This is a genomic window from Methanolobus sp. ZRKC2 (genome assembly GCF_045291185.1).
Lineage (GTDB): Archaea > Halobacteriota > Methanosarcinia > Methanosarcinales > Methanosarcinaceae > Methanolobus.
In genome coordinates this window covers 1,812,850-1,833,029 of sequence record NZ_CP146980.1, presented here as the reverse complement: position 1 = coordinate 1,833,029, position 20,180 = coordinate 1,812,850, and the positions used below count along the sequence as shown (strand labels likewise).

General features: G+C 41.6%; 22 protein-coding genes. 15 read left to right on the top strand and 7 right to left on the bottom strand.

Translation table 11 applies throughout. The annotated features are described in order from the left end of the window. Positions 1-177 precede the first annotated feature (177 nt). Positions 178-936 carry a helix-turn-helix transcriptional regulator gene (locus V7O62_RS08670; protein ID WP_406655906.1) on the top strand — a complete coding sequence of 253 codons (759 nt, stop codon included), beginning with the start codon at positions 178-180 and terminating at the stop codon, positions 934-936. 7 nt (positions 937-943) lie between these two features. On the opposite strand, the gene V7O62_RS08665 is transcribed toward V7O62_RS08670, so the two are convergent. Then, positions 944-1,864 (bottom strand): UbiA family prenyltransferase, encoded by a 921-nt coding sequence (locus tag V7O62_RS08665; RefSeq protein ID WP_406655905.1) that lies wholly within the window; start codon positions 1,862-1,864, stop codon positions 944-946. A gap of 415 nt (positions 1,865-2,279) precedes the next feature. On the opposite strand from V7O62_RS08665, the gene V7O62_RS08660 reads away from it, so the two are divergent. After that, on the top strand, positions 2,280-2,774 hold the full coding sequence (locus tag V7O62_RS08660) for a hypothetical protein (RefSeq protein WP_406655904.1): 495 nt from the start codon (positions 2,280-2,282) through the stop codon (positions 2,772-2,774). On the opposite strand, the gene V7O62_RS08655 is transcribed toward V7O62_RS08660, so the two are convergent. Beyond that, the gene (locus V7O62_RS08655; RefSeq protein WP_406655903.1) at positions 2,771-3,289 is read right to left on the bottom strand and encodes a hypothetical protein; all 519 of its coding nucleotides are present in this window, start codon (positions 3,287-3,289) and stop codon (positions 2,771-2,773) included. The two genes, V7O62_RS08660 and V7O62_RS08655, sit on opposite strands and share 4 nt — an antisense overlap. A gap of 10 nt (positions 3,290-3,299) precedes the next feature. On the opposite strand from V7O62_RS08655, the gene V7O62_RS08650 reads away from it, so the two are divergent. From V7O62_RS08650 to V7O62_RS08625, 6 genes are all read left to right on the top strand, one after another. Further along, entirely contained in the window at positions 3,300-4,403 is a 1,104-nt protein-coding gene (locus V7O62_RS08650; protein ID WP_406655902.1) for a PhoU domain-containing protein, read from the top strand. 156 nt (positions 4,404-4,559) lie between these two features. Further along, entirely contained in the window at positions 4,560-5,195 is a 636-nt protein-coding gene (locus V7O62_RS08645; protein WP_406655901.1) for an Era-like GTP-binding protein, read from the top strand. Positions 5,196-5,200: 5 nt separating this feature from the next. After that, positions 5,201-5,563 carry a DUF2073 domain-containing protein gene (locus V7O62_RS08640; RefSeq protein ID WP_406658274.1) on the top strand — a complete coding sequence of 121 codons (363 nt, stop codon included), beginning with the start codon at positions 5,201-5,203 and terminating at the stop codon, positions 5,561-5,563. Between the two features lie 14 nt (positions 5,564-5,577). After that, positions 5,578-6,087, top strand: coding sequence for a hypothetical protein (locus tag V7O62_RS08635; RefSeq protein WP_406655900.1), 510 nt, complete (start codon positions 5,578-5,580; stop codon positions 6,085-6,087). A gap of 37 nt (positions 6,088-6,124) precedes the next feature. Beyond that, on the top strand, positions 6,125-6,733 hold the full coding sequence (hxlB, locus tag V7O62_RS08630; RefSeq protein ID WP_406655899.1) for a 6-phospho-3-hexuloisomerase: 609 nt from the start codon (positions 6,125-6,127) through the stop codon (positions 6,731-6,733). Between the two features lie 12 nt (positions 6,734-6,745). After that, the gene (locus tag V7O62_RS08625; protein ID WP_406658273.1) at positions 6,746-7,858 is read left to right on the top strand and encodes a pyridoxal phosphate-dependent aminotransferase; all 1,113 of its coding nucleotides are present in this window, start codon (positions 6,746-6,748) and stop codon (positions 7,856-7,858) included. A gap of 53 nt (positions 7,859-7,911) precedes the next feature. Here V7O62_RS08625 and V7O62_RS08620 read toward each other — a convergent pair whose 3' ends face one another. Further along, entirely contained in the window at positions 7,912-8,874 is a 963-nt protein-coding gene (locus tag V7O62_RS08620; protein ID WP_406655898.1) for an NOG1 family protein, read from the bottom strand. Positions 8,875-9,029: 155 nt separating this feature from the next. Here V7O62_RS08620 and V7O62_RS08615 point away from each other — a divergent pair, with 155 nt between their 5' ends. Beyond that, positions 9,030-9,905 (top strand): CBS domain-containing protein, encoded by an 876-nt coding sequence (locus tag V7O62_RS08615; RefSeq protein WP_406655897.1) that lies wholly within the window; start codon positions 9,030-9,032, stop codon positions 9,903-9,905. An 83-nt stretch (positions 9,906-9,988) separates the two neighbouring features. Here the strand turns inward: V7O62_RS08615 and hisE are convergent, their stop codons facing one another. From hisE to V7O62_RS08595, 4 genes are all read right to left on the bottom strand, one after another. Next, the gene (hisE, locus tag V7O62_RS08610) at positions 9,989-10,288 is read right to left on the bottom strand and encodes a phosphoribosyl-ATP diphosphatase (protein WP_406655895.1); all 300 of its coding nucleotides are present in this window, start codon (positions 10,286-10,288) and stop codon (positions 9,989-9,991) included. Positions 10,289-10,503: 215 nt separating this feature from the next. Next, positions 10,504-11,787 carry a 3-isopropylmalate dehydratase large subunit gene (locus tag V7O62_RS08605; protein WP_406655893.1) on the bottom strand — a complete coding sequence of 428 codons (1,284 nt, stop codon included), beginning with the start codon at positions 11,785-11,787 and terminating at the stop codon, positions 10,504-10,506. Positions 11,788-11,815: 28 nt separating this feature from the next. After that, positions 11,816-12,541: a YkgJ family cysteine cluster protein gene (locus tag V7O62_RS08600; protein ID WP_406655891.1), complete on the bottom strand. Its 726-nt coding sequence runs from the start codon at positions 12,539-12,541 to the stop codon at positions 11,816-11,818. Between the two features lie 921 nt (positions 12,542-13,462). Next, positions 13,463-14,887: a DHH family phosphoesterase gene (locus tag V7O62_RS08595; protein WP_406658272.1), complete on the bottom strand. Its 1,425-nt coding sequence runs from the start codon at positions 14,885-14,887 to the stop codon at positions 13,463-13,465. A 638-nt stretch (positions 14,888-15,525) separates the two neighbouring features. Here V7O62_RS08595 and V7O62_RS08590 point away from each other — a divergent pair. The 6 genes from V7O62_RS08590 (at position 15,526) to V7O62_RS08565 (ending at position 20,163) form a co-directional block, all read left to right on the top strand. Next, the gene (locus V7O62_RS08590; protein ID WP_406655889.1) at positions 15,526-16,314 is read left to right on the top strand and encodes a helix-turn-helix transcriptional regulator; all 789 of its coding nucleotides are present in this window, start codon (positions 15,526-15,528) and stop codon (positions 16,312-16,314) included. A 220-nt stretch (positions 16,315-16,534) separates the two neighbouring features. Beyond that, complete coding sequence (locus V7O62_RS08585) at positions 16,535-18,010, top strand: NAD(P)H-hydrate dehydratase (RefSeq protein WP_406655887.1); 1,476 nt, start codon at positions 16,535-16,537, stop codon at positions 18,008-18,010. Between the two features lie 2 nt (positions 18,011-18,012). Further along, a complete protein-coding gene (locus V7O62_RS08580; RefSeq protein WP_406655885.1) occupies positions 18,013-18,195 on the top strand; it encodes a hypothetical protein in 183 nt (60 codons plus the stop codon). 12 nt (positions 18,196-18,207) lie between these two features. Continuing rightward, entirely contained in the window at positions 18,208-18,684 is a 477-nt protein-coding gene (moaC, locus tag V7O62_RS08575; RefSeq protein WP_406655884.1) for a cyclic pyranopterin monophosphate synthase MoaC, read from the top strand. A gap of 55 nt (positions 18,685-18,739) precedes the next feature. After that, positions 18,740-19,588 (top strand): ribose-phosphate diphosphokinase, encoded by an 849-nt coding sequence (locus tag V7O62_RS08570; RefSeq protein WP_406655882.1) that lies wholly within the window; start codon positions 18,740-18,742, stop codon positions 19,586-19,588. 32 nt (positions 19,589-19,620) lie between these two features. Beyond that, a complete protein-coding gene (locus tag V7O62_RS08565) occupies positions 19,621-20,163 on the top strand; it encodes a hypothetical protein (protein ID WP_406655880.1) in 543 nt (180 codons plus the stop codon). The last annotated feature ends 17 nt before the right edge of the window (positions 20,164-20,180 follow it).

Below are 20,180 nucleotides of genomic sequence, written 5' to 3'. Positions count from 1 at the left end.
CAGGTACACTCAAAAACGGTTTGAGGTATTTATTTAGTTTTTTTCGTTGATAAAGTATATAAGCCATCAGAACTTCCGTTCTCCTACAGTAACATACTTTATCTGGTCGGATTTTAAGTTTCAAGTGAAATGATGTGGTTAAAGTGATATCAAAAATCAAAAGGATTGTTAAGCATATTGACTTATTCAGAAAAACGCAAGGATATTCTTTTTTTGCTTGCGGAAGAACCACGAAATCTCTCCGACATAAAAGAATATTTTGATGTATCTTCGCCCGAGATATTCCCAAGACTTAAAGAGATGGAGAACTCAAATTTAATTTCCAAGGATGACAAAGTCTACTCTATCACGCCAATTGGTAGAGCTATACTGAAACATTATACACCGTTTCTGGATATATTGAGCACTATAGAGAAGAATGAGACTTTCTGGAAAGAACACATGCTTGATGATATTCCTGAAACTTCGCTTGAAAACCTGTCGGAACTTCTTGAATGTGATGTAGTCGCAGACAGCATTGAAAATATCTATGAATCACACAAGGTATTCAAAGAGAATATTGACAAATCCCGTGTGCTAAAAGGTGTATCTTCTATTTTTATTCCTACTTATCCTGATTTTTTTGTCGAGCTTGTCAATAACAATGTTTCCACTTCCCTTATACTGACGGAAAATGTTTTTTCCAAGGTCGCAACGGAGCACAGGGAAAAGCTGGAAATCTATCTTGAATCCTCCGATTCAGAACTTTATGTTATCGAGGATGTTAGACTTGCTTTTGTGGTTACTGATTATTTCTTTTCCCTGTCGCTCTTCTTTTCCAATGGTTCCTATGATCCCCGTAGTGATCTGGTTGGTTATGATACTTCGGCTATTAAATGGGGAAATGACCTTTTCGAGCACTACAGAAAGCTGTCTCGTCGAGTCACTTCAATTTGATATCTCCTCAAAGAACAATTCCAGAAACTGCTCTCAGACCTACGATTGAGCTTGATTCTCCATCTACGAGAAAGAGTCTCTTTGTTTGCCTGGCCTTGCTTTCTATTTCTACAGGTCTTGTAAAGTTCCTGATTGTCAATATGCCTGCAAGCAGACTATAGAGCAGTATGACCGGCTCAAAACCAATAGTTCCGTTCAGCAGGAAAAAAATAAGCACTGCATGTGAAACAAAATGCATTAACAGCAGGACTTTCCTCGTTCTTTTTTCTCCCAGTGTGACAGGTAATGTCTTAATTCCTGCCAGGAAATCACCTTTGACATCTTTGAAATCATATATTGCAGAATTGACGAAAAGCTTGGTTCCAAAGAAAAGGAATACTAAAAGGGTTGGCAGAACATTTCCAGACGATGCACCTGCAATTCCTGCAATAAATGCTCCCCATGTAAGTCCTACGATTGTGTTCTTGACTCCCATGCTACCTTTGAGCCTTAATTTGAATTTTCCCACTGTTAGTCCTTTGGTATAAAGATAACCTGTAACAAGTGGGAGAAAAGCAATTGCCAACAGTCCGCCTGCAGCAAGAATTAAAGCTCCTATGATAAAGCATAGTAACGATATCAAAAGTGCTGTTTTATTAGACGCTCCTTTGAGTTCTGTTCTGTTGACGGCGTCTTCTTCAGTGTCCATTGCTCTGTCCAGGGTATAAACAGCGTATATGATCAGTGCTCCTGCAACACAGTGCAAAGCAATGTATTCTGCCTGGATGAGCAGAAAGGCAATATATATTCGAAAAGCACCTGAGATCGAAACAAGCAGGGAGCTCTTCAGGAGGTGAAGTGTGGCTATTCTTCTGTCGTTAAATAGGTTGTTCAGTGCGTATTTATTGACTGAGAACTGGGGTAGGTTTATCAGGCCATTCGAACTCATAATAGCAAATGGCACAAACGCCGTAATATTATTTATTCAGTATAATATTACATCATTAAGCTAATTTTAGTTCATAGATATAACTATCCCTGATCAGAAAAAATAGGGTTTTTTCTTACTAAGGCGGCCCAAGCTACGTTTTTTGAGTTCCTGTTGCTCGCCTGACTTAATTTACAAATTGTATATACTTCTATTATATAAATAATTTTGGGACTTAAATATTATATTTGTTAATTTTATTATATTATTAAACTAATCTTAGCTCAAGATTAATATATATATTCTAAAGATCAATGAATAAATTATATAATCATCAGCAGACGTTATTCAATAAAAAGAAATTTTGAAAAGCTTCTGTTTCCGCATATGGATTGTGTGTAAAAATGGCTTCTGTTTATACATTCAGGTGAAAGAAATGTGTGTAAAAATGGCTCCTGTTTATACAACTTCGGGTGAAAATAACCATCTCCCTTCCAAAGCGGCTCTTCTTCAAAAGAGAAGATCGGATCTTGAGATCACTTTTGATTTCAATCAAAATTGCCTGAATCATGACTTAGTCTATCTTAAAGGAAATGAAGGTTCTTGCTACTGGGTAGATTCAAAAGGACTAAGTATGCATTTTTGTGGTGTCGATTGTGCAGAAGACCTTTCTCTGGAAGACCTCCATTCAGTATTGGCTGCTGTGCTTGAATCTGTGTCCTTTTTTGATGGAGAGCATGTCCTCGGGTTTGCCCGAAAACTTATGTCAAAAATAAAAGCTGTCTTTGACATGGAAGTCAATTTTGATGAAAGCATTGATATCCAGCTAGGATGGAAATCCATTGCACTTCTTATTCTCTCATCAAACCACTCATCGAAAGCTGTCGTTGGTGTCAGAATCGGTTCCGGGGAGTATAATATTTTCTGTTAGGAATCCATATGCTTGCATTCAGGGATTTTTTCGGAATATTTGGTCCTGCTTGTTTGGAGGAGCAAATAGCTGCTTAATGCAAAGAAGATCGGGGCAACCGGGATGCTCTTGAAAGAACTGTTCCATACTGCAGCCGAACTTATCAATGTCAGGAATGCACAAACAAGCAGTATTATTCCAGTGGTTCTGATACTCAGTTTAATTTCCATGTTTTCCCTGAAAAGCTCATACAATACAATTGCAATGCACATTAAAGCTGCTATAAACCAGGTGATTGTTCTTAGTGAAGGTAGGAATCCTCCATAGGAAAGCAGTGTCATTTGCTTCACAATATCTACAAAAAGAGTCCCATACTGGCTGTCGAAATTTGCATAAAGGACAGAGAATTTGATTCCCCATCCTTTTGAATAGTCGCCAGTATAGTAATAGAATTCCCATGGAATTGTAAGACACACAAGAGGTAATATCTTTCTCAAAAGAGGAATATCTTTTGGACTTATTTTTATATTGTTCATGTAATATAATATGGATATCTATTATATATTGCTCTCCCCATCAAAAGAACACCTATATATAGTACTAGGTGTTCTATATATTCGTCGAAATAACGATTATTACAGAGGGATTACAATAGAAACAAGAAAAGTTCAGCAGACAGGTGGTTCTACATATATAATTTCTCTTCCGAAACCCTGGGCGGATAAAGTTGGAATTAAAACAGGAAGCAGGATCACCTTGCACCCGCAACCTGACGGTAAACTTGTTATAGATCCCATTCATGATTCTCCTCCTATCAAGAGATGCACAATCGATGTCAGTGGAAGGATGGATGCCGTCCTTAAAAGAGATATCATTGCAGCTTATCTTGTAGGTTCCGATATAATTGAGATCAAGGCTGATCGCATACTTGCAGATCAAAAGAATATAATCCGGGAAATGTGCTATAAACTGATAGGACCGGAAATTATTGAGGAGACTGCAAAAAAGGTTGTCATTCAGGATTTGCTTAATCCTGATGAGATATCCATTAAGAAAAGCGTTCGTCGCATGTTCCTGATCTCAAACTCCATGCATATGGATGCGATAAGGGCAATTAAAACTCTTGATAATGACCTTGCACTTGATATAGACCACAGGGATGACGATGTTGACCGCTTGTTCCTGTTGATTGCCAAGCAGTACAGGGCCGTGCTGCGGGGGGCCAAATTGCCGGATGCAGCAGATACGTCTATAGATGAATATCACGATCTAAGAATGGCTGCAGGTCCAATTGAGCGTATCGCAGATCACGCACGTAAAATAGCAAGGGTCACGTTCTCCCTGGAAAATAACATACCTGAAGACATCATGTCAATGGTCGAAAAAACAAGTGACCTTTCCCGCAAGATTGTAGAAGATGCCATTGATTCCCTTTATAATTCGGATGTTGATCTTGCCAACCAGGTTATTGAAAGGGTCGAAAAGCTTTCTCCCCTGATTACAAAACTGAATGAAGCCAGCTTGAAACTGGAGTCAAGTGAGGCTATAGTTGCTATGGGTACGGTAATTGACAGTATTGACAGGACCGGCGATTATGGTGCGAACGTGGCTGAAATTGCAATAAACTCCGCAATGGCAAGACAAAAATGATCACAGAACTTGAAGCCGGAATTAACAGGAAAACTTGATCCGCCGTCTTAAAATTCTATTATTGGGGCAGGCATATATAATAACAAATATATGCAAATGATTGTTTATACTAGGAATAAGGTTCAAAAATCCTAATCCGATGCACGGAGGGAATGAATGGGCGTAATAAAAAGGTTTAAAAAGAATTTTGCAGACCTCTTCAAAAAACTGTTTAATAAACAGAATGCACGTATTGGAATATATGGTCCTCCAAATGCCGGGAAGACTACTCTGGCAAACAGGATTCTAAGGGACTGGACAGGTGATGCGATGGGTTCTGTCTCCCATGTTGCACACGAGACTAGGCGGGCAAGGCGAAGGGAAGGTGTGACCATAAAGACCAATGGCAACTCTATTACCCTCGATATTATTGATACTCCGGGACTCGCTACAAAGATCGATTTCCATGAGTTCATGGAGCAGGGTATGGATGAAGCCGAGTCCAAAAGGCGTGCAAAAGAGGCCACCGAAGGTGTCATAGAAGCCGTAAAGTGGCTTGAAAACCTGGATGGTGTTATTCTTGTTATGGATGCGACCGAAGATCCCTTCACTCAGGTTAATGTGACAGTTATTGGCAATATGGAGGCTCGCAGTCTTCCTCTTCTGATAGTCGCCAATAAAGTGGACCTGCCTGAATCATCTCCTTCTACTATCAGGGATGCCTTCCCACAACACCCCATGGTTGCTATATCCGCTCTTGAAGGAAAGAACATAGATACCTTCTACGAAGAAATTGGAAAGAGGTTTGGGTGATCATGATGCAAGGTTTCCAGATGGATTTGATATCGGAACACAGGCTTGCTGAAATGACTCCTGTTGAAAAGGTCAGATTCATTATTGATGAGGTCAAAGAGGGTAAGATACTGGTCCTTGAGAAGGGTCTGAGTCCCGAAGAAGAAGCCAGTCTTATTGAAATGACAATGACACTTATCGAACCTGACGGTTTTTCGGGTATTGAGATGGAGAGCTACCCATCAGAGGTAGATACCTCTTTCCTGGGTAAGTTATTGAAAAAGAATACTACCAAGTCGAGACTTACGGTTATCGGTCCTGCGGATCAGTTGAGGACTCTGAAGAAAGATCGTAACATGATAAGTGCTCTCGTTTCTAACCACAAATAATTGCGTGAACCTTAATGAGGACAAAAGAAAGTAAAGAAAGTCTGATATCTCCTCACCTCCCCCTTTCATCCTTTGAGATGGGAAGGGATGATGTGAATGTAGTGTGTACATACGGCAAAATCTCCATATGGTTTGGGCGCCAGGTTCCTGATGTTGTCATAGGCCAGATATTCCTTGGTATTGCCAAGATAGATCAGGCTGCTGTCCATGAACTGGAGATGGTTTGTGCTTTTGATGAGATCACGGATTTCGAAAGTAATGGTTACGTGTTGGTATCCTATGCAAGGTCTGAGGATGGTTACAGGACTACTTTCAATGTTCCTTTTTCAAGCAAAAAAGCTCTTTTTACTCTTGCGAACTCAGTAACCAGAGAACTTAAGAATGAGAACGCAGTTCTGGATTGCTATTGGACCGGCGATGGCTCTGATATCATGCGTCTGCATGAAGAACTTAGTAACATCAAGGGCTGGAAAATCAAGAACATCAATTATAAAGAAGATTCAAAAGATAAGAATTATGAATGATGTTATGCATTTTTTACCTATGTGAGGTTATCCGATTATGAAAGAAACAGATATGACCGAATGTGAGCACCTAAAATCCTCTATTCTTTTGATGGCGGTACATCTTGAAAAATTAGCAGAGGAGCTTGACAACGATTCGATAAAAGAGATGCTAACAGAGATTCTTAATGCCAGGCGTGTTTTTGTATTAGGGGCAGGAAGGTCGGGTCTTGTGGGCAGGGCTTTTGCCATGAGACTTATGCACCTTGGTCTCTCTTCTCATGTAGTGGGAGAGACAACGACTCCAGCCGTAAGTGATGAAGATGCGGTGATCGCCATATCCGGTTCCGGACAGACACGTTCAGTTGCTGATCTGGGAAAGGTTGCAAAGGATATCGGTGCTACTGTGATAGCAATAACTTCTAACAAAGAATCGAAACTTGGCAATCTTGCAGATGTCGTGGCCGAATTGCCCGGAAGGACAAAGGAAGATGCAGGAGGCTATCTGGAACGTCATATGCGTGGTGAATACAGTTACCTTACACCTCTGGGTACTTCATTTGAGACTTCTGCAAGTGTATTCCTTGACGCTGTTATCGCAGAACTGATCTATATAACAGGTGCTTCTGAAGCTGATCTGAAATCAAGACATACTAATATTGAGTAACGGTGATAAATGATGGCCAGTCCGAAGTTTGCACAAAGGGTTCTGGATATAGATATTTCCGGTATCCGGAAAATGTTTGAGGCCGCAGGGTCGGATGCTGTAAATCTGGGCCTGGGTCAGCCGGATTTTGATACTTCTGAACACATAAAGCAGGCTGCAATTGAAGCTATAAATGATGGTTTTACTGCTTATACTTACGGAGCAGGTATCCAGGAACTTCGCCAGGCCATCAGTTCCAAGTTCAAAAGAGAGAACAGTTTCGATGTTGCACCTGAAGAAGTTATTGTTACATCCGGTGCTTCTGAAGCGCTGGAAATAGCCATAGCTTCTCTCGTAGGCCCCGGGGATGAGGTAATGATCGCAAATCCGGGTTTTGTTTCTTACAATGCACTTGTGGAGTTGATGGGTGGAAAGGTATCATCACTTCCTCTTGGGGATGACCTCACAATCAGGCCCGAAGATGTTGTTGAACGGATCACTCCGAAAACCAAGGCATTAATCGTTAATTCTCCTGCAAACCCTACCGGTGCTGTCCAGAGCAAGAGTGACATGAAAGCATTCGCTGAGATTGCTGATGATCAGGGTATCGCATTGATCTCTGATGAAGTCTACGAACATTTCATTTACGAAGGAGAGCACATAAGCCCGGCTCGTTATTCGGATAATGTGGTCACTGTGAATGCCGTATCCAAGACTTATTCTATGACTGGCTGGAGGCTTGGTTATGTTGCTGCTAGAAGTGAATATACCGAGCAGATGATAAAGGTGCACCAGTATGTCCAGGCATGTGCCAATTCAATTGCCCAGAAGGCAGCGGTTGCAGCTCTGAATGGACCTCTTGATCCTGTCATCCAGATGCGGGAAGAATTCAGGCAGCGCAGGGATATTCTGGTTAAAGGTCTGAATTCTCTTGGCTTGGAGTGTGAACTTCCAAAGGGTGCCTTTTACGCATTTCCAAAAGTTGAAGACTCAGCAGAAATTGCAGGGAAATTGATTTCCAATGGTGTGATAGTTGTTCCGGGAACAGCTTTCGGGGACCTTGGGGATGGTTATATTCGCCTTTCTTACGCAGCATCCCAGGAAAACATAAAAAAGGCTCTGCAAATAATGGAAAACGTTCTCTGAATGTTAAAAATATATTAAAAATTCATAGAGGTATAGATCTAAATCTGAAACCTCTATTCCTCACTTTTTTCAATCATTCCTACCAGTCTTTCCAGGACTTCCTGTACTCCTTCTCCGGTAGCTGTGGACATTTGCATATCAGAAATATCCAGTTCTCTGAATTGGGGAAGGTCGGACTTGTTCGCAACAGTTAGCAGGGGTAGTGTAAACTGTTCTCTGACCTCATCAAGCATGTTAACCTGCTCATGAATCTCATAACCGCATGTCTCAGAGGCATCTATGATGAAAAGGACAACAGCATTCAGGTGTTTTAGTGCCGTGATAGCCTGCAGTTCAATTTCATTTCTTTCCGACATTGGCCTGTCAAGAAGTCCTGGTGTATCCATTACCTGATATCTCTCATTTCCAACCATGAAATGTCCGATGGAAACTCCTTTTGTTGTGAATGGGTAGGATGCTATCTCAGGTCTTGCTCCGGTTGCCATGGAAACAAAACTGGACTTGCCAATATTCGGATAACCTGCAACTACTATGGTAGGTTCGTTGTGAACATCGGGAAGTTTCCTGAGTTTGTTACGTGCTTCATTGAGAAATTTGAGTTCCTTGTCTATTGAACCCATAATGGATCCGAGGCGTCCGAAGCATTGCTTCCTTAAGGACATGGGATCTTTTGAACGGCGCATCTTGGCTACATATTCCCTTGCTACTTCGTGTATCTTGGCGCTGGCCCAATCTATTCTGGCGAGTGCCTTCCTCATTTCGTCAACGCCTACAAGAATGTCGGCCAGTTCATAATAAAAAGGAGGTAAATCTTCAAAAGTGGGAAAACGGCGAACTATGTTTGCCAGATTGTCCGTGAGTATATTGGCAGAAGTCAATACCATGGATTCGTTTGCTTTGAGTAACGTTTCCCTTCCTGTGATCTTTTTTCCGGACATTGCCCGGGTTGCTCTCCTGAATGACTTGTCCACCAATTCGTCAGATGTCGGGACAGTGTGGATTTTTTCAAATATCATATTCTCTTTACCTGCCGGGCTCAATCACCTGAAGATATAAATTTGTATTCCTTACCTGAAGAATATATTCTTTTTGTGTATCGTGTAGTTGAAATACTACAAATATATATATCTCTTTTGAGTATTGTAGTATTGTTTTAGGGAACGGTGATTTGATGGAGCTAGCTCCTATCCAAAAAGATATTCTCATAGCATTAATCAATCTTCAGAGGGAAAAAGACCGCGCAGTCAAAGGCGAGGAGATTGCTGAACTTATAAATCGCAATCCAGGCACTGTTAGAAACCAGATGCAGTCTCTCAAGGTACTAGGTCTTGTAGAAGGTGTTCCCGGTCCGAAAGGCGGGTATAAAGCCACAGGTGAGGCCTATGAGGCACTTAGCATTACGGCAATGGACCATGAGGCCCAGGTGCCGATCTTCCGTAATGATGAGATAGTGAACGGTGCAACAGTAGCAGAAATAAGTTTTACGACGGTCCGACATCCAGATCTCTGTCATGGTATAATTAAAGTACTTGGTAATATCAAAAGTTTCGAGCAGGGAGATAAGGTCCAGATGGGTCCGACGCCGGTAAATAAGCTGGTTGTCCGTGGAGATGTGGTTGGTCGTGATGATACTCACAATACCCTGGTATTTTCAATAAACGAGATGATCTCTCTACCAAAGAAACCCGTAAAGAATTATGCACGCATGGACATCATTACTATCAATGCAAACGCAACAATCCAGGAAACTGCAAGGATACTTGTCGAAAATGGTATACACGGTGCACCGGTGAAAGATAATGAAGAGATAATCGGTATAGTTACCTTCACTGACATCGGGGATGCGGTAGCAAGTGGCAAGATGACTGCAAAGGTCAAGGACATTATGACAAAGGAATTGATCACGGTAGATTCTGAAACATCCTTATATGATGCCGTAAAGGTTTTCGATAAACACAATATAGGCTTCTTGCTAGTTGCTTTTGAAGGAGTCCCAAAGGGCATTCTCTCCAAGAAAGATATTTTCCATGAACTGACTGTTTATTAATACTGAATAGTCATTTTATTCTTTTAGTTTTTTGCACTCTTTCAGCTCAGCATCCTTGCGTGCCTATATATGATAATTCAGAACTATTTTCTACGCTTTTTGAGTTCTTCCGCTATTTCGTCAAGGGTAATTCCTTTTGCCACAAACATTACCATGAGATGGAAAAGCAGGTCAGATGACTCATAAATCATCTCTTCTTTATTATTTCCCTTTACTGCAAGTATTGTCTCAATTGATTCTTCTCCCACTTTTTCGAGTATTTTATCAATACCCTTTCTGTGACTTAGCAGGGAGCATACATAGGAATTCTCAACCGGGTTGCTCTTGCGTTCAAGTATGACATCATAGATTTCATTGAGAATGGAAAGGTCAGTATCGGTCATGATTTATCTCCTGCGGCGAAATATGAATGTATCTCATTTATGTCTGTCTGTAGCCGACTTGGTGAATAATATTTAAGAAATAGTATAGTGACGTTGGCTGTAATCCTACACAATATGACGGGACTGTGTTGGTTATCCAACGCCTAAAGTATCATATTAATTTTGTCATATAATTGTTTTGGTCGCAGATCGAGGAAAGATGGAGCAGAAGAGGCTCAAATCTTTCTTGGGTCTGTGATTTCTCCGGTGAGGGCTGAAGCTGCTGCTGTTGCAGGTGAGCTCAGGTATACAAAGGATTGTGGGCTTCCTTCTCTTCCTTTGAAGTTACGATTGGATGTTGCAAGTCCTACCTCGCCATCTCCCAGAAGTCCGAATGAACCTCCCATACATGGTCCGCAACATGGTGATTCCACCATTGCCCCTGCCTCCATGAACTGCTCAATGTAACCTGCTTTCAGCACCTTCATGTATTCAGTCCTTGATGCAGGTATTATGAGAAGCCTTACATCTTTTGCAACAGGCTCGTCTCCCATCATCTTGGCGACAACTTCGATGTCTTCGAACCTTCCGTTGGTACAGGAACCTACGAAAACCTGGTCGACCTTTGTACCTTCCACTTCAGTTACCGGTTTGACATTGTCTACATTGTGCGGACATGCGACCTGTGGTTCAAGGTTACTGACGTCGTACTCATGAAGTTCGTATTCTGAATCTTCGTCAGATGCCCAGTAAGGATCGAATTCATAATCCGGCATACGCTCTTTGAGGTACTTCTCGGTGACCTTATCCGCTTCGATGATACCTGCCTTTCCTCCCATCTCGATGGCCATGTTAGAAACAGTCATGCGCTCGGACATTGGCATTGACCTGATGGTTGAACCTGCATACTCTGCTGCCTTGTATCTTGCACCTTCCGCTCCCACATCTCCTATGAGATGGAGAATGACATCCTTTGAATAGACATTCTTTGGGAGCTTTCCTTCAACTTCAAACCTGATAGTTTCGGGAACTTTGAACCAAAGTTTCCCGGATGCAAACACTGCAGCCATATCTGTTGATCCGATGCCTGTTGAGAATGCACCGAGTGCTCCGTAGGCACATGTATGTGAATCGGAACCCACGATAAGATCGCCGGGCTTGACGTGTCCCTTTTCAGGCATTACCTGATGGCAGACACCTTCGTATACATCATAATTGATTATGCCTTGCTCCTTCGCAAACTTCCTGAGCATTGTGTGGTTGGCAGCAGCGTTAAGGGAATCTGCCGGTACCTGGTGGTCAAAAAGGATGACTATTTTGCTTGGATCCCATACTTTTTTCTCTTCCTTGTCCTTCATTATTTCATAAAAACCTTCGACTGCAAGGGGTCCTGTGATGTCATGGGTCATTGCCCTGTCTATATTGGCCAGTACGAATTCTCCGGCTTTTACCGTTTTTCCGGAAGCTCTTGAAAAAATCTTCTCGGAGATTGTCATTGCTTGCTCAGTATTGCTGGACATGTAATCACTTCACAAATTTTATATGTTATTAATTAATCGATGATCTGTTTATTTTTAGTCTAGTCCTGTGACTTCCTTTGCTGTCATGTACTATATAGTTAATAAGACCTTCCCGTATATTGTCCAGGGCCTTATTAAGATTTTCAGGTCCCAATTCGAATCCTTCGTATCCTTTGTAGAGCCTGATGGTTTCCTCGGTTTCTGCAACGTATCTTGATACAACTTCTCCTGCAAGTTTCCGGCTGTTTTCAATGGATATTTGTTGCCCGAGTCCTTCACATTCGGATGTCTTCAGTTCGCCGTTTTCCATGTAAAAGGGATATGTACTACACAACATGGGACGAGCTTGATAAATGCTGCAGCGGTTCCCTGCTTCTTTCTCCTCTATGAAGTTGCAGTCTCCGTTTATTTTCTGAGATAACTTCCACCCGAAGGTATGGATATTGCCGTCTGTATCTATCAGGTCTCTGTTATCTTCGAGATATTTCCTGTCAGGTATAGTTTCATGTTCCGTAAGGGGCATGACAATCCGATGGTGTTCGGTCCTGGTGTAATTACAAATACGCTCAATTTCTCCGGGGCTGACTATTACGGTATTGTCTCCGTAATCTTTTCTGCAGCATTTACCACACATATTGCAGGAAAAGCCGATGTTACGTATTTGCAATGCAATTTCCTCAACGTCTATTCTTTCTGCGTTCTTGATTTCTTCTGTCAGATTTCTTATGAGGAGTTCTTTGAAGTTCGTGCTCATTTTTGTTGTTCTAAGTGAAATTGGTATAAGGATTTATTGTAGGCAGTTTGCATCTTAGTTCCTGAATAAGGTGCAATTGTTTTTTTTAAGTAGCAGCACCTAGCATCATTGAATTATATATTTAAAATTAGATGCATTTTCATATCTATGTTTTCAAATAGCCTTTATTATATGTATCATTTTGTATATCTGGGTGACGAAGTCATGTTTATTCAATCTTTAAGAAATCCTTTTCATGTTTTCTCTTGAAACACTATTCTTTATCTCCTTCTCTGTAAACTATTGCTTCAAAAGGGAGTCACTAGTAGAATGCTGGTATTTGCTTTGCAGTATGATTTTTATGATTATACAATACCGTCCAAGGATGTTGATTTTTCGTCGTGGCAGTAAAATCTTCATTTGTAGATGTGCTTGTTTCATACATGTATTCTTCACGTGGCATTAATATCGTACTGTACATACGGTTGCATACTCTTCGTAGCGTATATGTGGTTGATTCACTTGTGCCTGCCTACTTCGGAGTGTTAATCTTATGAATATGCATGATAATTCATGAAAACTGCTTGATGCTACGTATTACAAAATCACAACCTTGTAGTATCCTTTTCTGCTGGATCAGGAATCCACATTTGTGATAATAATCCTGTCTTTGACGCAAAAGAGTCTCTATTTTCCGAGATGGTTGACGTAGGGCTGCAGGCCCTCAAAGAAAATAATATCCCTGGTCAATCTGCTGAAATGATTTGTCTTTGAATAAGATCCTTGGAAGGTACAAAAGCAATAAATTAAACATATTGGAAACAATGTGTGAATTTAAATCTATATTTGAGTATACTGTTCCCAATGCATATGGTTTGTTATATATAATCTGATGCAAAGCCTCTTCCCTGCGAAATCATAAAAAAAGATTGTTGGAAGATTTTATTCTCCGTTCTCTTCTACACCGACAGCACCCAGGAAGCGCTTGACTACAGCCTCATTGACCAGTCTGAGAAGAGTTTGCCTGTCCTTTGCAGAACTGAAAAGTCCTAGTTCTATCTGCGCTGCAGCTGCGTTGGCATGTCCTCCTCCGGCATCTTCGCCGAAAGCGCGTTTCATGACATCTCCCAGATTTACACGGATGTCATTGCTTCTTCCCGAAAGGAATATTTTGTCCTCACTCACTCCGAACACCAGCGATGTTGAAATGCCTTCAAGGTTTAGCAGGTAGTCTGCAGCCTGTGGCAATGTATCCCTGTCACGGACACTTCCAACATTGGAGAGTAAGTAACTTCCGGTAACCTGTCTGTTATTGATTGCTTCGCCCAATACGTCCAGAGTTTCTATTGACATAGAAGGACGTTCAAGCTGGTCTAGTATGTCATGGTCTGAAAGTGGATACAGGTATGATGCAGCCGAGAGATCAGCCGAATCCGTATTCCTCTTAAAGTCCATGGTATCGGTCCTGATGCCGTACAACAGGGCTGTTGCAAGCTTGCTGTCGATATCCACATTTAGTTCCTGCAGGTATTTTGTAACGATAGTTGACGATGCGCCAACGTTCGGGCGTATGTCAATAAACTCTGCATCGATTTCGACATCAGTGATTGGATGATGGTCGATTATGACTCCTATGCTGGTGTTTGGAGAAAGAGGATTATTAGCCCCTGGGACTGAACAGTCGATAAGTGCGATCTTGTCGTAGCTTATCAGATCTATATCCTCAATTCTGTAAAGGTCGATGTCCAGCAGATTTACAAAAGCCTTGTTTTCCTGATGTCCGATTTCTCCCTGGTACACTATGTCTGCTGCGACATCATATGAATTGGAGATCGCCATAAGTCCCAGTGCACCGGCAATGGCATCAGGGTCTGGATTATTATGGACCACAATGGCAAGCTGTTTGCCCCTGATACTTTCAAACCATTGTGTAAGTTTGTTACCACGCCTGAGTCCTTCTGCACGTTCCAGTGACCTTGAAAGGGATTTGGCAACCATTCTGGGTGGCATGATAACAAGGTCAGCACCCATTGTCTCCATTTCCTGCATATTAATAACATCAGGAGCCCTTGCAACACAATAAACATCCCTTGAGACCTTTTTTCTTACGTTTTCAAGAGCTGCCTTGTTTGCCTGCGGGTCGGAACTCAGAATGAGTATACCTGCAAGATTCTTCGTATTGATCCTGTCAAGAAGTGTGGGGTCACTTACATCTCCTACAATGGCTTCGTAAGCTTCATCACGTAAAGTTTCCACCTTCTGTGAATCCTTGTCGACAATAATCAGGTCCTTTTCAAGTTCCCTGAGTTCTTTGGCCAACGCAAAACCGAAGCTCCCACTGCCAAGTATGAGGTATGTGGGTTTTATTTTAATCCTGTCTGCAGCACTGACCTCTTTTGCAATGGCGTTAATAAGATTTCCTCCATTTTGTGTAGAATCCGTTTAATATATTTAAACAATTGTGGTAAAAGAGAATCTGCATTTAAACGATAAATAAATGCTTATCAAGGAATAAATAGTTAACTTAATAAATACTCCTGTTCTGAATGCTTTTTTCCATAGCCTGAACCTTTGTACTTTACTTTGTCTATTAATCAGGTGATTATTTTTTCGGCTATTGAAATTTCAATACCTTTAAAATTAGACCTTTTGTTTGAAGATAACTTATGCTTGTCTTTTTTGGCAAAAATTTAAATTAACCAAGGTTTAGGTTATATAAAAAAAAGCCAATTAGGTTTTGCGGGTCGTGGGGTTATGAGCCGCATTATTTGGGAGTGGAATTGAGGGATATGGGGATATCCCGGATTCACAAGGAGAGAGGCACCGAAAGCGTGGTGGTTTATCTGGTGTCTCATCTTTACTTCTTATACGAGATTCAAAGAACAGATATTGTAGATGTGTGATTTATTTTATTCTCTTTATTTAGTTTTTAATTACATCACAAAACATCAAGCAAACCTTAAATAATGCGATTGGTAAAATTTTACTGTGGGATGGGAGAACCAATGAAAAAGAATTTACTTGATGTGATATTTGCTTCAGACAAAAGAAAGAATGTGCTTCTTTTTCTGCAGGATGGCCCACAGGAGATGAGATCTATTCTTAATTCTCTTCGGACAACCCGTCAGGCCTTACTGCCACAGGTCCGTGTGCTTGAAGAACATAAGCTTCTCCGTAAAGATGAAGGGGATGTTTATGAACTGACTGTCATTGGAAAACTGGTTGTAAGCGAAATGTTGCCCCTCCTGGATCTTGTGGATGCATTGGATGAGAATATTCATTACTGGGGAACCCATGATCTGAGTTTTATTCCTCCTCATTTGCTGAAAAGGCTTGATGAACTTCAATCTTCTACTGTCATTGAACCCGACCTTTCTGTGATATATGAGATCAACAGAGGTTTCATGGAAAAGACCAGAAAATCAAAATCATTGACTTCATTCACAACTTTTCTGTTTCCCAACTATGCTTCATTCATTTCGGAATGGAGGGATTGCGGGGTGGATATATCCCTTATAATTACCAAAGAACTTTTTGAGAAGCTAAAAATAGAGAATACCGATTACCTTCGAAAATATGTGACGGAAGGGTATGGTGAGCTATTCGTATATGACAAGGATATTAATGTAATCTCATTCTCCCAAAATGATTACTGTCTTATGTTCAGGTTGTTTACGAAGGAGGGCAATTTCGATAATAAGCTGCTAATGATTCATGGCCCGAAAGCATTTGAATGGGGCAAGGAACTGTTTGAATACTACAAACAGGAATCAATACCCATTACCCAAGTTTGATACATGGCTTTGAACCATTGTTTTCTTCAATTTTCCTGAAGTGCATTATGGTCTTTTAAGAGGCTGGCTAAAAGTTTATTTGGCTTCACTCTTATAATCTAACATTAAAGCAAGTAAAACATGAAGCGGTAATTTCGGGAATAATTTATTTTTTGGATATCGGTCAATAAACTGATTCGTGAAATCCTTGCTGTCTCAATACAATAAAAAACAGGTAACTATGGATGCTATCACATTTCCCCGTATGAAAGCTATCGATATCAATTGTGCATATCTGGGCTTAAGTCCCTTTCAATTGATGGAGAATGCCGGTGCAGGTATTGCACGTGAAATCATTTCACGGCTAGATTCAGGAACTGTTGTTTTTATTGCCGGGAGAGGTAACAATGGCGGGGATGCCTTTGTAGCCGCAAGACATCTTGCGATCAGGGAAGATTACAAGATAAAAGTTGTTCTTTTAGGACGCAAATCCCAGATCAGGACCGAGGAGTCCCATTCCAATTTTTCATTGCTCCACCGCAGTGGCATAAATGATATAAGGGAAATTTCCGATTCCTCCGAACTAAAAACATATCAGGGGTGGAGTGAAGCAGATATTATTGTTGATGCAGTGCTTGGCTCCGGTATAAAAGGCTCCGTAAGAGAACCTGAATCAACGGCAATTGATCTCATCAACAATGTCGGAAAATTCGTTATCTCAGTAGATACTCCTTCAGGCTTTGACCCGGGCGCTGATATTCCCGGAAAATGTGTGAGCGCAAATCTCACTCTTACATTTCACAGGATGAAAAAAGAACTGCTTTTACCTGCTGCCGGACAGTTTACAGGTGAGCTTAAGACTGTGGAGATAGGTGTCTGCAGAGATGCGGAGGATTTTGTCGGAAAAGGGGATCTTATGAACCTGCACAAAAGAAGTACGCTTTCCCACAAAGGTGATTCCGGCAGGATACTGGTGATCGGGGGAGGACCTTATTTCGGAGCGCCGGTGTTTGCAGCTATGGCGGCCCTGGGGACGGGTGCGGATATAGTAACACTGGCAGTTCCCGGGAAAATTGCAGATAATGTAAATTCATTTTCACCGAATCTAATAGTGTCCGGTCTTCCAGGAGATTTCCTGAAGCCAGAGCATGTCCCGAAAATCCGGGAATTATTGGAGTCCCATGATGTAGTAGTGATAGGGCCTGGTCTGGGAAGGGAGGAACAGACTCAGGAGGCGATCTCCCAAATACTACCTTTGTGTAAAAAAGCAGTAATAGACGCAGATGGTCTTTACAATCTTTCCATACCAGAGGCTGGAAACGGAGAGTTCATAATAACTCCCCATGCAATTGAGTACTCCCGACTTGCAGGTGGCAGGCTTCCGGAGGCTATTGGGGAAAAGAAAGATATTATATGTGCCTTTTCAAAGGAGAAACAGGTCGTGACACTTCTCAAAGGAAGTATCGATATAGTCTCCGACGGGAAGGATGTAAGATTTAACAGGACCGGAAATGCCGGTATGACTGTTGGAGGCACCGGTGATGTACTTGCCGGAATCGTAGGTGCATTGTTTGCAACCAACGGGGCCATGAGTGCTGCATGTTGCGGCTGTTTTATCAGTGGACTGGCAGGAGATCTTGCTTTTGAACAAAAAGGCTGGGGTTTGCTTGCAAGTGATGTCATCGAAAAGATTACTGATGTAATGAAGGGGTTATGAATATGGGAAGTGAAGGACGCAAAATATTTGTGGATATAGAAAGGAAACGTGTGCGAATCACGGTTGTTCATGGTGAGGATGAAGATATATTAAAGCTGAGTCTCGATGAGGCAAGGGACCTGGAAGAAAAACTAAATAGCACCATTGAGGATTACTTCCAGAGGCAGAATCTAAGGATCGATTAAAACGGTGATCTGTTGAAAAAAGAATTCACACACATTCAGGACGACCGGGCGGTCATGGTTGATATAGGTAACAAGGATGTAGTCACCAGGAAGGCTATTGCATCGGGTGATATTGTTCTTAGCAGGGATACTGTAGAAATGATTACGAAAGGCACCATCGAAAAAGGGAATGTTCTTTCAACTGCAAGGATCGCTGCTATACTGGCCGTCAAGAAAACACCGGAAATGATACCAATGTGCCATCAGATACCAATTACAAGTGTTGATGTGGATTTCTCCATTGGTGAAGAACATGTTTCCGCAATTGTTGAAGTACGTTCTTTAGGAAGAACCGGTGTTGAAATGGAAGCACTTACAGGTGTCTCTGTAGCACTTCTTACAGTGTGGGACATGGTTAAGTCTGCCGAAAAGGACAACACAGGTAACTATCCCCATACCTGTATACGTAACATAAAAGTCGTTGAGAAAATAAAAGGCGACCAAAACTAATGTATTGTATGATACATTACCAATACAAAAATGAAGTTCTAAAGAGGTAAATTATTTGAAGATTATAGGAGGACCCGCGTCTCAGGCTCTTTCATCACGTGTTGCAAGGGAACTTAATCTGGAACCTACGATAAGTGATTTCACCAGGTTTCCGGACGGCGAACTTTATACCCGCATACTTGATGAGGATGTTGATGAAGTAACCATCATACAGAGCACGATGACAGATTCTGATTTTGTAGCACTGCTACAGCTCATAGATGCATGTGAGGATTCACCTGTCATCAATGTTGTCATCCCTTACATGGGGTATGCAAGACAGGATAAGAAATTCAAAACAGGCGAGCCTATCAGTGCAAGGGCTATTGCAAGAACAATAAATGCAGACAGGGTCTTTACCGTGAATGTACATGAGGCCAATGTATTGGACTATTTCAATGCTGATGCCTTTGATCTGGATGCAGCATACCTGATAGGTCACCACTTGAGGTCCCTGGGTCTTCAGGACCCTCTGCTGGTTTCCCCTGACTTGGGAGCTCTTGATTTTGTAGAGAGAACTGCAAAGGAAATAGGCTTTGATTATGATTATCTTGAGAAGACCCGTCTGTCTGGTGACACAGTAACCATAAAAACAAAGAACGTAGATGTAAATGGCAAGGATATAGTGCTGCTTGATGATATGATCGCGACCGGAGGGACGATGGTTGAGTCAATAAAGCTTCTCAAAAGCCAGGGTGCAAAAGATGTGTATCTGGCATGTGTGCATCCGGTGCTGGCAAGAAATGCCGTAATGAGGCTTTACAATTCCGGTGTTAAGAACATCATCTCTACAGATACCATCGAGAAGATCCAGAGCTCTGTTAGTGTTGCACCTCTGATCGCCAGTGCTATCAAAGGACTGTAATAGTATTAATTACTAATTATAATTAGAGGCGCATGACCATGACGTTACCTGATGTCTGCCCCAGAGATGGGGTATCACAATGCAAGAAGGCCGATTGTCATCTTTATATTATTGACTGGCGTTCAGGGGATGAACAGTGTATCATAGGCTATAGTTCTACACGTAAGAAGATGTCAAAATCTTCTCCTGTTGTGGATACCTATGCTGAAAGGACTCGCCTGAAACGCGAAACCAAAAGTGAACGGACGTTTACAAGAGAGCAACCAGCAAGGACATTTCAGGAAACAGGATCAACGGAAACAAGACTACCACGGCCCGAGCCTGCCGGACATAGATCACCAGAACCCATCCATTCTGAAACAAAGTCGAGCCTGAAGCCAGAACCGGTTGTTCAGGATGAAAGTTCAAAAGATCGGTTTAATGAAAAGGTAGTTTCAAGTGACAAAGATACGACTCTGATTGAATCCGATATCACTTCGGACAGTTGTCAGTCCTCCGAAAAGAAAAGGAAGTCCATAGATGACGTAATGAACCTTGATCTTCCTGATAACTATGAGGAGGAATTCTGGAAATAATAACGGTTTTATTTCCC

Coding starts and splice junctions, on each gene's coding strand:
- V7O62_RS08625 (WP_406658273.1), top strand. CDS start 6,746: ATGGCCAGTCCGAAGTTTGCACAAAGGGTTCTGGATATAGATATTTCC.
- V7O62_RS08580 (WP_406655885.1), top strand. CDS start 18,013: ATGGGAAGTGAAGGACGCAAAATATTTGTGGATATAGAAAGGAAACGT.
- V7O62_RS08635 (WP_406655900.1), top strand. CDS start 5,578: ATGAGGACAAAAGAAAGTAAAGAAAGTCTGATATCTCCTCACCTCCCC.
- hxlB (WP_406655899.1), top strand. CDS start 6,125: ATGAAAGAAACAGATATGACCGAATGTGAGCACCTAAAATCCTCTATT.
- V7O62_RS08620 (WP_406655898.1), bottom strand. CDS start 8,874: ATGATATTTGAAAAAATCCACACTGTCCCGACATCTGACGAATTGGTG.
- V7O62_RS08645 (WP_406655901.1), top strand. CDS start 4,560: ATGGGCGTAATAAAAAGGTTTAAAAAGAATTTTGCAGACCTCTTCAAA.
- V7O62_RS08590 (WP_406655889.1), top strand. CDS start 15,526: ATGAAAAAGAATTTACTTGATGTGATATTTGCTTCAGACAAAAGAAAG.
- V7O62_RS08640 (WP_406658274.1), top strand. CDS start 5,201: ATGCAAGGTTTCCAGATGGATTTGATATCGGAACACAGGCTTGCTGAA.
- V7O62_RS08660 (WP_406655904.1), top strand. CDS start 2,280: ATGTGTGTAAAAATGGCTCCTGTTTATACAACTTCGGGTGAAAATAAC.
- V7O62_RS08605 (WP_406655893.1), bottom strand. CDS start 11,787: ATGTCCAGCAATACTGAGCAAGCAATGACAATCTCCGAGAAGATTTTT.
- V7O62_RS08650 (WP_406655902.1), top strand. CDS start 3,300: ATGGATATCTATTATATATTGCTCTCCCCATCAAAAGAACACCTATAT.
- V7O62_RS08600 (WP_406655891.1), bottom strand. CDS start 12,541: ATGAGCACGAACTTCAAAGAACTCCTCATAAGAAATCTGACAGAAGAA.
- V7O62_RS08565 (WP_406655880.1), top strand. CDS start 19,621: ATGACCATGACGTTACCTGATGTCTGCCCCAGAGATGGGGTATCACAA.
- V7O62_RS08665 (WP_406655905.1), bottom strand. CDS start 1,864: ATGAGTTCGAATGGCCTGATAAACCTACCCCAGTTCTCAGTCAATAAA.
- V7O62_RS08615 (WP_406655897.1), top strand. CDS start 9,030: ATGGAGCTAGCTCCTATCCAAAAAGATATTCTCATAGCATTAATCAAT.
- V7O62_RS08585 (WP_406655887.1), top strand. CDS start 16,535: ATGGATGCTATCACATTTCCCCGTATGAAAGCTATCGATATCAATTGT.
- V7O62_RS08655 (WP_406655903.1), bottom strand. CDS start 3,289: ATGAACAATATAAAAATAAGTCCAAAAGATATTCCTCTTTTGAGAAAG.
- hisE (WP_406655895.1), bottom strand. CDS start 10,288: ATGACCGATACTGACCTTTCCATTCTCAATGAAATCTATGATGTCATA.